The organism is Flavobacterium sp. (genome assembly GCF_044357305.1).
In the GTDB taxonomy this organism is placed as follows: Bacteria; Bacteroidota; Bacteroidia; order Flavobacteriales; family Flavobacteriaceae; genus Flavobacterium.
The window spans coordinates 1-14,091 of the sequence record NZ_JBIKPS010000004.1; the positions used below are offsets into that span (position 1 = coordinate 1).

The 14,091-nt window shown below is 35.3% G+C and carries 6 protein-coding genes; 5 read left to right on the plus strand and 1 reads right to left on the minus strand.

Annotated features, from left to right (window positions below):
* The coding region (locus tag ACIQ2J_RS04385; protein WP_396167152.1) for a hypothetical protein at window positions 1–5,683 on the minus strand (5,683 nt) is incomplete at its 3' end.
* A 491-nt stretch (window positions 5,684–6,174) separates the two neighbouring features.
* On the opposite strand from ACIQ2J_RS04385, the gene ychF reads away from it, so the two are divergent.
* The 5 genes from ychF (at window position 6,175) to ACIQ2J_RS04410 (ending at window position 14,065) form a co-directional block, all read left to right on the plus strand.
* Complete coding sequence (ychF, locus tag ACIQ2J_RS04390) at window positions 6,175–7,269, plus strand: redox-regulated ATPase YchF (RefSeq protein ID WP_396167153.1); 1,095 nt, start codon at window positions 6,175–6,177, stop codon at window positions 7,267–7,269.
* 279 nt (window positions 7,270–7,548) lie between these two features.
* A complete protein-coding gene (locus ACIQ2J_RS04395; protein WP_396167154.1) occupies window positions 7,549–8,214 on the plus strand; it encodes a hypothetical protein in 666 nt (221 codons plus the stop codon).
* A 158-nt stretch (window positions 8,215–8,372) separates the two neighbouring features.
* Complete coding sequence (locus tag ACIQ2J_RS04400) at window positions 8,373–10,229, plus strand: DNA topoisomerase IV subunit B (RefSeq protein WP_396167155.1); 1,857 nt, start codon at window positions 8,373–8,375, stop codon at window positions 10,227–10,229.
* A gap of 8 nt (window positions 10,230–10,237) precedes the next feature.
* A complete protein-coding gene (locus ACIQ2J_RS04405; RefSeq protein WP_396167156.1) occupies window positions 10,238–11,344 on the plus strand; it encodes a YhcG family protein in 1,107 nt (368 codons plus the stop codon).
* Complete coding sequence (locus ACIQ2J_RS04410) at window positions 11,345–14,065, plus strand: DNA gyrase/topoisomerase IV subunit A (RefSeq protein WP_396167157.1); 2,721 nt, start codon at window positions 11,345–11,347, stop codon at window positions 14,063–14,065. It abuts the gene before it with no gap.
* Window positions 14,066–14,091 lie beyond the last annotated feature (26 nt).

Sequence of the window (14,091 nt, forward strand, 5' to 3'; positions counted from 1 at the left end):
CAGTAGCACCACTAATATTTGCGAAATCTGTAGCCGTAGCCGATGTAGTTGAAGATTGCCATTGGATAGAACCAACAGAACCTGTTGCTAAAGTAAGGGTTTTACTTGCTCCATTACAAATAGCTCCGGCACCTGAAATTGTTTTCACGGTAGAAACAGGATTTACAGTTATTGTTATTGGATCGGAAGTAGATGTAGGACAAGCTCCACTAGAAACAACCACTCTATAAGCAGTAGTAGCAGTTAGATTTCCAGTAGCTAATGTAGTAGTTACATTTCCTGCAACTGCAGCAAATGTTCCTGTTACTCCACTAGTAACTGTAGCTTTTTGCCATGCAATAGTTCCGGTAGCACTAGACAAACTAAGTGTAGTTCCTGTAGCAGTACAAAGTGTTGAAGCAAGAGCTGAAAGTGTTCCAACAGCGGTTGGTTGACTTACAGTTACTGCAACTGCTGCACTAGCAATAGAAGAGCACGCACCACTTTTAGCCACCACTCTATACCAAGTAGTCACTGATGGACTTACAGTTAAAGACACTGGATCAGTAGCGCCACTGATGTTTGCAAAATCTGTAGCCGTAGCCGATGTAGTAGAAGATTGCCATTGGATAGAGCCAACAGAACCTGTTGCCAAAGTAAGGGTTTTACTTGCTCCGTTACAAATAGCTCCAGCACCTGAAATTGTTTTCACAACAGATAACGGATTTACAGTTAAAGTAGCCACATTTGAAGTTACAGTTCCACAGGATCCATTCGTTAAAATAACTCGGTATTTAGTACCTGTTAACAAAGTAGCCGATTTCTTAATATTTAAAGTAGCCGAAGTATAAGTTGTATAAACATTACTTGCATTTGCAGCTGTAATAGTAATCCAAGTGGTTGGAAGTAATGCAGTAGCATATTGCCATGCATAAGTTGGAGTTCCACCAGAAGAAACTACAGAAATGCTTGCTGTAGAAGTCGTTGCTGTAGAACAAATATTGGCATCCATTGGTTGAACAGCAATTCCATTAGTAATAGTTACAGCAACTGCAGTTCTTGCACTTTCACATGAATTTAAAGTTTGAGAAACATAGTAGTTTCCTGAAACTAAAGCGACATCTGAAGCTAAAGCGCTTCCGCCGGTTGCAGTTGCATACCATATTAATGCAGTTCCTGTTGCAACTAAATCAGCAACAGTTCCTGAATTACAGAATGTTTGCGCAGTTGCCGTTGGAACAGCAGTTACATTTACAGTTATTGAAACAGAAATTCTTGCGCTTTCAATACCGTTAGCAGTTTGAGTAGCATAATAAGTACCTGTTGTTAGAGCAGTAGCAGAGGATAATGGTGATGAACTTACGTCACTACTATACCAATTAATTGAAGTCCCTTGTGCAATTAAATTAGCGACAGTTGCTGAGTTACAAAAAACTTGTGCTTCTGCAGAAGGAGATGGTGTAATATTGGATTTTCCAATTACAAAATTTCCAAAACCTGCAATACCTGAAGCTGTTGCAGATGAAGTGGATGGTGTTCCTAAAATTGTTGTTGAATTCCAAGTAAAATTATCGTATCTAAGAACTATATAACTTGATGCGCTAGTGGTATCGTCATTTTCAGAAACATCATAGTTGAAAGTTGCTTGGTAATTTCCAAAACCAGCCAAATTACTATTAGTTAAAGACCAATATCTATTTACTTTTTTAGTAGTATCGATACCTGAATCAGCAATGTTTGAAGCTGCTCCTGAATTAGTTCTAGCAGTTAAACCACCATCAACAGAGGTATTCCCCGTAAAAGTTAATCCTAAAGGATAATAATTAGTAGCATCTCCAATAGTATAGTTGAAAGAAGGACTATTACCTGAAGTAGTAAGTTTGTTTAAATTACCAATAATCCAACCTGTCCCTGAACTTGCTCCTGTAATACTACCTGAAGGACCTACATTCAATTTTAAAGCACTAGTATTTCCGGGTGTAATTGCTAAAGAAACAATTGGATAATAAGAAACTGAATTTATAACAACAGGTGGAACAGAGTTGGTAGCAACCGTTACATAATCTCCCGTATATAATTTACCAGAAACAAAATTTAATGTTCCATTTACAGTAATGTCATTTCCTCCTGTATACGTAATTGTAGTTACAAATCCTGAAGCATTTGTATTGGCAGTTCCTGCATATGTAGATGCAAAATAAACACCATTAGGGCAATCAATTGTCATATTCTTAATACCTGTTGCAGGATTAATATCACCATTATTATAAAAAGAAGTTCCCATACTAATTGCGTTAAATCCATCATTTTTAGCGAAAACAAAGTTGATTCCTGAGCCAAAAGTACGAGCAGTAGATGTTCTAATATTTCCATCGGTTAATCCTGAAATACCTTTACTAGAGGTAATAACAAGAGTACAATCAGATTGTGCAACAAATGAACCCGTACCTGTTAAATTATAAGTGCCTGAATTATAAGTGCCAGCAGCTATTGTACCTGAAGCCTCATTTCCATCTCCAAACAAAAACTTCCCAGTGCTTGTAACTGTTAAAATACCTGGTGTATTTAATTTAATAGTTTGATTCATGGTTACACCTAGAGGATTAGAAACAGTAATGTTTCCTGTAAGTGTAGTGGTGTAGTTCTGACTACCATTAGCATTTGAAGTAGTTATAGAAGAACCTGGCAACCCACCTGTATGTTGAGCAACACTTGTACCATTGAAATCAAAATTAGTCGCTGTACTTAATGAAACTGTAGCAGTAGTTATACCAGTAGCCAAAGAAACATTATTCCCTAAAATTACTTTAGAACCAGAATTTGAAGTAACAGTGGCACCAGCACCAGAAACATTAAATCCAGCTAAATCTAAAGTACCAGAAATGGTTAAAGATTTTCCTGTATTGAATACAAAGTTAGCATCCAATGTAATAGTATGCCCTGCTTGAATAGTTATACTATTAGCACTTGTAGGTGCTTCAGTTGCTGTTTGCCATGTTGTTGCATCAAAATATTCCCAAATAGAAGTACTAGAAATAGGACCACTTGCAGTAGATCTATAATTTGCCACATTTTGAGGAGTGGTAACCGCAACTGAAATTAAGTTAGAATTTGGCGATGCAGCATAGGTAGTTACAAGACCAGTAGCAACATCAGTAGTGCTGTTTTTAGAAGCCACTACATCATAATAATAACTTCCAGTTGTTAAACCAGTAACTGGAATAGAAGTATTGGTAGTACTTGTAGAAGCCGTTGTGTTAGCAACTGTAAGTTTAAAACCTTTAACTAAGATGTTATCAATACGACTTGATCCTCCTGTAGATGGAGTAGTCATCTCAACACCAGCTGTATTTGTAAACGAAGTTTGTACCCAACGCAATACTACATTTGGATTGTTTTGACAAGAAACTGGTAAAGCCACATTAGCTACCGCTGTGGTATTCCAAGTACTCAACACTGTAATGGTAGAAACTAAATCTGTAAAAGGACCCGAGATACCGTTACTGCTATACTGCAATTTAAAATCTCTTGGTCCTGTGTTAGTAGAAAGTTGATGAGACGATATTGTCGGATTAATGTATCCTACTGTATTCACCTTAACTTGCCAGTATTTGTCTGGGGTAGCTTTAGGAGTAGCATAAACAGCATCTACACCTTCTGTACCAGAAATAATAAATGTAGAATACCAGCTAGTACCTCTAGCAGCAAAACCAGGATTACCGGTCACTGAAGTATTTATAGTGTTACCTCCACCTCCTTCTACTGTCAACGCTGATGTGGTATTATTAGCAGTGGTAACATCTGCAATCAATGAGTCAGTATCTGCAACTGTAGTAGGAATTGTCCATCCTACAAATGTAGATGCCGTTGAAGCAACAGTATACGTATTAACAGTATATATAGCTGCAGTAGGTGTTAAAGAATTGTCTAACAAATTCCAATTTGCCGTAAAACCATCTGCTGCTGGAACAGTTGCAGCCAAAGCTGTAGGAGTTACAAACTGATACGATGTTTTTCCTTTTACAAAAGAGGCATCTGAATAGTTTTTAGCAGCATCAAAAGTATACACCTTATAATAGGTATAGTCCGAAGGCGTTAAACCTGAAGATAAACAAGTTAAATCTGTTCCTACATAAATAACTCTTGCGGTTTTAGGAGCAGTAACCCCATCAGGGTTAGTCCCTGTAGCATAGGTATTACCAACTACATATGTTGCTTTCTGTACCGGATTAGCACCTGTTTCTGGTGATGGGTCACCAGAATAGCGCACCACCATATACCCACCACCGTCTACACCACCTGAAGCCGCTATCCAGTTAACAACCATAGATGTTGTTGTTTGATTCGATATAGAGGCAGTGCCTGGCGCATTTGGAGGAGTGTTATCTTCAGCTGCAGTGGTTGTACCAGAACCTGATGATTCTCCAGAATAATTTTTCGCTTGATCAAAAGTGTAAACTTTATAATAATAAGTAGCATCTGTTGTCAAACCAGTATCAGTAGTTAATAATCCCGTTCCTACATAAACAACAGTACCAGTTAAACCATCCGTTCCGTTAGTATAGGTATTTCCAACTCCATAAGTTGAATTTTGAGTTGGATCATTATCGGCATTAGGGCTTGTTGTATAGCGCACCACTAAATAACCACCACCGTCAATGCTTGAGGCTGCATCCCAACTTATTGCTAAAGTTGTAGCCGTTGCTCCAGACACCGTAACAGCACCTGGATTTCCTGGAGGGGTAGTATCAACAACAGTAGTAAGATTTAATGGAGCAGAATAATTGAAGGCTTTATCAACCGTAAAAATTCTGTAATAGTATTGTACATTAGTATTAGCTACTGTGTCTGTAAAACTAGTTGCACTAGTAGCACCTATATAGGCAACAGTACCTGTTCCTATGGAATTACCCACGCCATAAATACCATTTGTATTTGGAAGAGGCTGACCAGTTGGGTCAGCGGCATAACGCACCACCATATACCCTGTTTTGTCTGCATCAGCAGAGGCAGTCCAACCCACATTGAATGTCGTTGCTGAGGTAATAGAAACCGTTGAAACCGTTGCAGCTGTTGGAGGTGTAGTATCAACAGCGCCAGCATACACCACAAAATCATCAATAAGCACATTGGATGATGTTATTGCAGCATGTCTAACACCTGCAAAATTTGCGCTAGCTACTACAGCTGCAACATTTGTCGTCGCAGTATAGGTTGCTTTAACCCAAACCCCTGACAAATAAGTAGACGTTACAAGTCCAGATTTACTGTCTGTAGCAGCATTATAAATAGCACCTTGCAAACTAGTCGTTTGATCTGTTGTTGTATTATAATAGTATTGTACAGTATAAGTAGCGTTAGGAGCAGGTGCATTTGCCGCAGTAGCCGTGGTAGGCGATTGTAACCTTATATTGGTTGCAACTTGTGTAGTGTGACTTGCATACTTACTTCCTGTTCTCGCTACTGCAGCATTATTTAAAATTGCTTTTGTAGTAGAATTAGTATTACTACTTACAGACCATACTGCCGTTGACAAAGTACCATTTAATGTACTTGCGGCATAGTTTTCAAATCCTCCCTCCATATAAGGAAAGGATCCGATGGTTTGGGTTTGCCCCCAACTTACATTAAATCCTAACAGCAATAAAAACATGCTGAAAATAAGATTTGTAAATCTTTTTTTGTTTGTTAATAATTTGTTCATGATAAATTTGGTTAAATTAATGGTTAATTTTAAACCGAAAAAAACTATTTCGATATAGTTAGCAAATTAAATAAATGCTAAAATATGCATAGTCCTAAAATGGAGTAAAATTGTACAATACTTTATTTTACTGGTGTTACAAGCAGAATAAAAAAGATAGTTGTTTAATATTAATTTTAATTTTTTAATCAAAATAAGACTTTTTTGTTGTAATTAATTTCCTACACATTAATAAGTATTAATAAAATATAGTTACAATTTATGGAATAATTATAAGTAGATAATTGCTTTATTAAGTACAATTCATATGTTTTAATTTTGCTACCAATCCTACTTTATTACTTTATTGTAAATTTACTCAAATTATAAATTACGTAATCTAGAAAAGTAATTTTCTATGTAAAAAAGCAAATTGCGCATTGAAAATCAAAACGTTTTAATCTTTCAATTAATAAAAGTATATTTGCACACTTTTAAAAATCACAGTCACAATGAAAGCAGGAATTGTAGGATTACCAAACGTAGGAAAATCAACTTTATTTAATTGTTTATCTAATGCAAAAGCGCAAAGTGCCAACTTTCCGTTCTGTACTATCGAACCTAATATTGGGGTGGTAAACGTACCCGATCCAAGAATGATTCGTTTAGAAGAATTGGTAAATCCAGAGCGCGTTCAAATGGCAACTGTAGATATCGTAGATATTGCAGGTTTAGTTAAAGGAGCTAGTAAAGGTGAAGGTTTAGGAAATCAATTTCTTGGAAATATTAGAGAATGTAATGCTATCATTCACGTTTTACGTTGTTTTGATAACGATAATATTGTCCACGTAGATGGCAATGTAAATCCAATTCGCGATAAAGAAACTATCGATATCGAATTGCAATTAAAAGATTTAGAAACTGTTGAAAAACGTTTAGAAAAAGTAAATCGTGCCGCCAAAACAGGTAACAAAGAAGCCCAAGTAGAGAAAGCATTTTTAGATAGAATTCGCGAGAATTTACTGCAAGCAAAATCTGCTAGAACCGTCCTTCCTCAAAACCAAGACGAAATAGATTTATTAGAAGATTTTCAATTAATCACAGCCAAACCAGTATTGTACGTTTGTAACGTAGATGAAGAATCTGCAGTAAATGGCAATAAATATGTAGATCAAGTTCGCGAATTAGTGAAAGACGAAGATGCCGAAGTAATTATCCTTTCGGTAGGCGCTGAGGCCGATATAACCGAATTAGAAAGTTACGAAGAGCGTCAAGTTTTTCTTGAAGATATGGGATTATCCGAGCCGGGTTCAGCCGTTTTAATTCGTGCTGCTTACCGACTTTTAAAACTTCAAACCTACTTCACAGCAGGTGTAAAAGAAGTTCGTGCTTGGACTATTAATATTGGCGATACCGCACCCAAAGCGGCTGGAGTAATCCACACCGATTTCGAAAAAGGATTCATCCGTGCTGAGGTAATTGCCTATGAAGATTTCTCTAATTTCGGTTCCGAAGCCAAAGTAAAAGAAGCCGGAAAACTTCGTGTAGAAGGAAAAGAATACATCGTTAAAGATGGTGATGTGATGCATTTCCGTTTCAACGTGTAAATTAGAAAATAGATAAAAGATTATAGAATATAGACCAACCGCAAGAGAAATTTTGCGGTTTTTTTGGTGCCTACTCCAGCTTTCCATTCCAAGATTTTTTGTAAAACACTTTTTTTGTAAGTCCTAAAAAGAGCTTCCGTTGGTCGCTTTTTTAGGACAACAAAAAACAGTGTTTTCCTGCAAAATGCTTTCCATTACAATCTGGGGCAGAACATGAGTAGATAAATTCAACCTAATTTTTGGCATAACATTTGAATTGAATTTAAAAAAAAGTTCGCAATGAAAAAAATAGTTTTATTATTTGGTGTAATTTTGCTTTTAGTTTCATGCAAACAAAGCGAATGTCCTGCCGGGAATATGTTCTTTTTTGAAGCTCCTCAACCAATTAATGATTCAGAATTGACTTCTATCCCAAATAAATTTCAAGGAATTTATAGGAATTCAGATTCTGTTTATTTGAATATTAAAAAAAATATAATTTATACTGAAAGTGAATTCAAATTTAGAATTCATAAAAATCAAACAGATTCTTTAAAGCAAGATTTTTATATTGAAAACGGAAAGTATATATCAAAAAATAAAAAAGAAGTTTTCAATTCAAAAGTCATTGGTGATTCAATTGAATTAGCATACAAAGATGTCGACACTTTTTTTTCATTTTCAGATATTCAAAAAGCAAAACGAATTAATGGGCGTTTAGTTTTAAATCAAAAAGATTCTATTTATTGGAAAGTGAAATTAATGAGTTTGAATAAAAACACTATAACAATCAAACAATTGTATTCAGATAATGATTTAAAACGAATGGATTCAATTACAAAAAATCATTCAAAAAGGATTGATTCTACACGTTTTATTATTAGTCCTTCAAGAAAAGAATTCAGTAAGTTTTTGGAGTTAAAAAACTTTGGTTTTGATCAAAACTACAAAAAAATCTCCCACTAATTAACTGTTAATCTTTCGTCTAATATCTATTCTCTATTTTCTATATTCTTTTCTCCCATCTCCTTAAATTGTCAAAAACATTCTTAATAACTTCTCTAAATCAACATTAAAATTCTTTCGAAATTCACTACATTAGCACAAATTCGATTTATTTTAAAATGGCAGACGAAACTAAATACGACGAAGACAATATTCGTTCACTCGATTGGAAAGAACACATCCGAATGCGTCCTGGAATGTATATTGGGAAACTCGGAGACGGTTCGTCACCCGATGATGGAATCTATATTCTTCTAAAAGAAGTCATCGATAATTGCATCGATGAATTTGTTATGGGGGCCGGAAAAGTTATTGAAGTTACCATCAAAGATAAACTCGTTACCGTTCGTGATTATGGTCGTGGAATTCCGTTAGGAAAAGTAGTGGATGTTGTTTCCAAAATGAATACCGGTGGAAAATACGATTCCAAAGCCTTTAAAAAATCAGTTGGTTTAAATGGAGTTGGTACCAAAGCCGTGAATGCTTTGTCCAATTATTTCCGTGTAGAATCCGTTCGAGATAACCAACAAAAAGCAGCCGAATTCTCGGAAGGGAATCTAACTCTAGAAGAAGATGTTGCAGAATCTACCAAACGAAAAGGTACCAAAGTAGCTTTCATTGCTGACGAAGCCATTTTCAAAAATTATAAATACCGAAATGAGTATATTATCAAAATGCTCAAAAATTACTGTTATTTAAATCGTGGATTATCGATTTATTATAATGGTGAAAAATACATTTCAGAATTCGGTTTAAAAGATTTACTAGAAGAAACCATCACTGAAGAAGACATGCAATATCCTATCATTCACCTAGAAGGCGAAGATATTGAAATAGCATTAACCCACAGTAAATCACAATATTCCGAAGAATACCATTCGTTTGTAAACGGACAAAATACTACCCAAGGAGGAACGCATTTAAATGCTTTTCGGGAGGCAATCGTTAAAACTATCCGAGATTATTATAATAAAGGATTTGAAGCTTCGGATATTCGTAAATCCATTGTTTCGGCCGTTTCTATTAAAGTGGAAGAACCCGTTTTTGAAAGTCAAACCAAAACCAAATTAGGTTCCAATGATATTGGTCCGAATGGGCCTACAGTTCGTACTTTCATCCACGATTTTATCACAACTAAACTAGATAATTTTCTACATAAAAATCCGGAAGTTGCCGATTTGCTTTTGCGCAAGATTCTACAAGCCGAACGCGAACGAAAAGAACTTTCTGGAATTCGAAAATTAGCCAAAGACCGTGCTAAAAAATCGAATTTACACAATAAAAAATTGCGGGATTGTCGTGTGCATTTAACCGATGCTAAAAACCCACGAAGTCTAGAAAGTACGCTTTTTATTACCGAGGGAGATTCCGCTTCGGGTTCCATCACTAAAAGTCGGGATGTAAATACACAAGCCGTATTTAGTTTGCGTGGTAAGCCCTTGAATTCCTATGGAATGTCCAAGAAAATTGTATACGAAAACGAAGAATTTAATTTGCTTCAAGCAGCTTTAAATATTGAAGAAGGGATTGAAGATTTGCGTTACAACAACATCGTAATTGCCACCGATGCCGATGTCGATGGAATGCACATTCGATTGCTGTTGATTACCTTTTTCTTGCAATTTTTTCCAGAAATGATCAAGGAAGGGCATTTGTATATTTTGCAAACGCCATTATTTCGGGTTCGAAACAAAAAAGAAACCATCTATTGTTATTCGGATGAAGAACGAAGAGATGCCATTGAAAAACTAAAACCAAAACCAGAAATTACCCGATTTAAAGGATTGGGAGAAATTTCTCCAGATGAGTTCAAAAATTTTATTGGTGAAAGCATCCGATTAGATCCTGTAATGTTAGATAAAGCTACACCAATAGAAACTCTTTTAGAATTTTATATGGGTAAAAATACACCAGACAGACAGATTTTCATTATCAATAATCTGAAAGTGGATTTAGATGTTATAGAGGCAAGTTAAATTTTTTAATGAGTAATAATCTTCCAAATAAAGAATTATTCCAACAGGTGGTTGCGTTATTGCAAGATGCGCGACAACAGGTTTTACGTACGGTAAATTCAACAATGACCTACACTTATTTTGAAATTGGAAGAAGAATTGTTCAAGAAGAACAAAACGGAAAAGAAAGAGCCGAATATGGAAAAAAAATTCTAAAAGGACTTTCAGAGCAATTGACAAATGAGTTTGGTAAAGGATTTTCGTTGAGGAATTTAGAACAAATTCGACAATTTTATTTTACCTATTCAAAATCCGAGACACTGTCTAGTATTTTACAATTGCAAAATACGCAATCACTGACTGCGGAATTGGAATTACAAAAAACGCAGTCAGTGACTGGGAAATTTGAAACGCAAAAAACGCAGTCACTGATTTCATTTTTTAAACTTACTTGGACACATTATACTTTTCTAATGCGAATTGATGATGAAAAAGAACGAAGTTTCTATGAAATTGAATCAGAAAAACACAATTGGAGTGTAAGAGAGCTAAAACGGCAGTACGATTCGGCATTATATACAAGATTGGCTTTAAGTAGAGATAAAGAAGGTATATTAAAATTAGCAGAAGAAGGTCAGATTATTGAAAAACCAAAAGATATTATTAAGGATCCTTATATTTTAGAATTTCTTGGTTTGCCGGAATTACATAATTATTCTGAATCAGAATTAGAACAAGAAATAATCAATAAATTAGAGCATTTTCTTTTGGAATTAGGAGAAGGTTTTGCATTTGTAGCACGTCAGAAAAGGATAACTTTTGATGATAAACATTTCTATATTGATTTAGTATTTTACAATCGAGTTTTAAGGAGTTTTGTACTAATAGATCTAAAAATAGGTGAAGTAAAACATCAAGATTTAGGTCAAATGCAAATGTATGTGAACTATTATGATAGAGAAATTCGCTTGGAAGAGGAAAATAAAACCATCGGGATTGTGCTTTGCCAAAATAAAAGCGATTTAGTGGTAGAATATACATTGCCAGATAATAACGAACAAATTTTTGCTAGTAAGTACAAAACTATTTTACCAAGCAAAGAAGATTTAATAAAATTAATTTCGGAATCAAGATAAATGAAAGACGAAGAAGAAGATAACATAATCCCAAACGAAGACGAAACTAACGACGAGTTAAACGAGTCTGTGAACGAGGAAAGTACTGACGAAGGCTTTGAAGATTTAGTTTCTAAAAGCGGGAATCATTTTTATGAAAACGACGAAAATCCAGAAGATACCATTACCAAAGTTACAGGAATGTACAAAGATTGGTTTTTGGATTACGCTTCCTATGTAATTTTGGAGCGTGCCGTTCCTGCTATTGAAGATGGTTTTAAACCCGTGCAACGCCGTATTATGCACTCGCTTAAAGAGTTGGATGATGGTCGTTACAATAAAGTAGCGAATGTTGTTGGACACACGATGCAGTACCACCCCCACGGTGATGCTAGTATTGGAGATGCAATGGTGCAAATAGGTCAAAAAGAATTACTTATTGACTGTCAAGGAAACTGGGGAAATATCCTTACTGGCGATAGCGCAGCGGCTTCGAGATATATTGAAGCACGATTGTCCAAATTTGCTTTGGAGGTTTTATATTCTCCTAAAATCACTGATTGGGGAATGTCCTACGATGGTCGTCGTGCGGAACCAAACAATCTTCCGGTTAAATTTCCGTTGCTTTTGGCTTCTGGTGCCGAGGGTATTGCTGTTGGACTTTCTACCAAAGTATTGCCGCATAATTTTAACGAATTGATTGATGCTTCCATAAAAATTTTAAAAGGAAAACCTTTTACCATATATCCCGATTTTCAAACGGCTGGAATTGCTGATGTTTCCAATTATAACGATGGTTTGCGTGGTGGACGTGTTCGTGTTCGAGCCAAAATTGCGCAGTTGGATAAACAAACTTTGGTGATTACTCAAATTCCGTTTTCAACCAATACATCAACTTTGATTGATAGTATTTTGAAAGCCAATGAAAAAGGGAAGATCAAAATCAAGAAAATTGAAGACAATACGGCTGCCGAAGTTGAGATATTAATTCATCTTTTTCCAGGAGTTTCACCCGATAAATCTATTGATGCATTGTACGCTTTTACAGCTTGTGAAACATCTGTTGCACCTTTAGGTTGCGTGATTGAAGACAATAAACCTTTGTTCATTGGAGTTTCTGCAATGCTAAAAATCTCCACTGAAAGAACGGTGGAATTGTTGAAAGCAGAATTAGAAATTCAACTGGAAGAACTTAAAAATAAATGGCATTTTTCTACTTTGGAAAAAATATTCATTCGAGAAGAAATGTACATTGATTTCAAATTATATTCTGATAGAGAATCGCTTTATGCTTATATGTACAAGGCTTTTGAACCTTTCAAAAAATCTTTTGTACGTGAAATTGTAGATGATGATTTACAAAAATTGACTCAAATTCCGATGATTCGTATTACCCGTTTTGACTCGGATAAAGCGGATGATTTTATTTCTAAATTGGAAGACGAAATGAAAGAAGTGCAGCATCATTTAGACAATCTAATTGATTTTGCTATTGATTATTTCACCCGATTAAAAGAAAAATACGGAAAAGGTCGTGAACGTCAAACCGAGTTGCGAAGTTTTGAAAATATTGAAGCCACAAAAGTAGTTTTGAGAAATACCAAACTCTATGTAAACAAGGAAGAAGGTTTCTTTGGAACGGGTTTGAAAAAAGACGAATACGTTGCCGATTGTTCGGATATTGATGATGTAATTGTTTTTTTGCGAGATGGAAAAATGATGATTGCCAAAGTCGACGATAAGAAATTCGTAGGTAAAGACATTATCCATATTGCAGTATTTGATAAAAATGACAAACGAACAATTTACAACATGATTTATCGTGATGGGAAAAATGGTTCTACTTTTATAAAACGATTTAATGTTTCGGGAGTTACTCGTGATAAATTTTATGATTTAACGCAAGAAAATGCAGGATCACAAGTTTCGTATTTTTCCGCCAATCCTAATGGGGAAGCGGAGGTTGTTACTATTTTATTACGCCAAGTAGGAAGTGTCAAGAAATTAAAATGGGATGTCGATTTTACTGATATTGCTATAAAAGGTCGTGCTTCACGCGGTAATACGGTTACCAAATACCCAATTAAGAAAATTGAATTGAAGGAGAAAGGAATTTCTACTTTACGTCCGAGAAAAGTTTGGTTTGACGATACGGTTCAGCGTTTGAATGTAGATGGAAGAGGCGAATTACTAGGCGAATTCAGACCAAATGACCGTTTGCTTATCATCAATCAATCGGGGAAATTGAAAACAATTATTCCAGAGTTGACTACGCATTTTGAAGAAGACATGATTGTGATGGAAAAATGGAATCCAAAGAAACCAATTTCTACCATTTATTATGATGGAGAAAAAGAGCGTTATTTTATTAAACGTTTCTTGGTAGAAAATGAAAATAAGGAAGAACTATTCATCACGGAACACGAAAAATCGCAATTAGAAATTGTTTCTACCGATTGGCGTCCAGTTGCAGAAATTATTTTTGCAAAAGTAAAAGGCGTTCAAAAAGAAAATCAAACTATCGATTTGGAACAATTTATTGCCGTAAAAGGGATCAAAGCAATAGGAAACCAATTGACAGCAGATAAATTAAAACAAGTCAATTTGTTAGAATCATTGCCATTTGAAGAGCCAATTGAAGAAATCCCTGAAGAAATCGAAGTTTCTGGAGATGAGACAGTTTCCGGGGATATTCAAACAGAATTAGACGACGACGGACAAATAACGTTAAGTTTGGAGTAGAAAGTTGAAAGATAGAGGTTGAATTT

Bases quoted from the DNA above. Each gene is read 5' to 3' on its own strand.
- ychF (WP_396167153.1), top strand. From the start codon at position 6,175: ATGAAAGCAGGAATTGTAGGATTACCAAACGTAGGAAAATCAACTTTA.
- ACIQ2J_RS04395 (WP_396167154.1), top strand. From the start codon at position 7,549: ATGAAAAAAATAGTTTTATTATTTGGTGTAATTTTGCTTTTAGTTTCA.
- ACIQ2J_RS04400 (WP_396167155.1), top strand. From the start codon at position 8,373: ATGGCAGACGAAACTAAATACGACGAAGACAATATTCGTTCACTCGAT.
- ACIQ2J_RS04405 (WP_396167156.1), top strand. From the start codon at position 10,238: ATGAGTAATAATCTTCCAAATAAAGAATTATTCCAACAGGTGGTTGCG.
- ACIQ2J_RS04410 (WP_396167157.1), top strand. From the start codon at position 11,345: ATGAAAGACGAAGAAGAAGATAACATAATCCCAAACGAAGACGAAACT.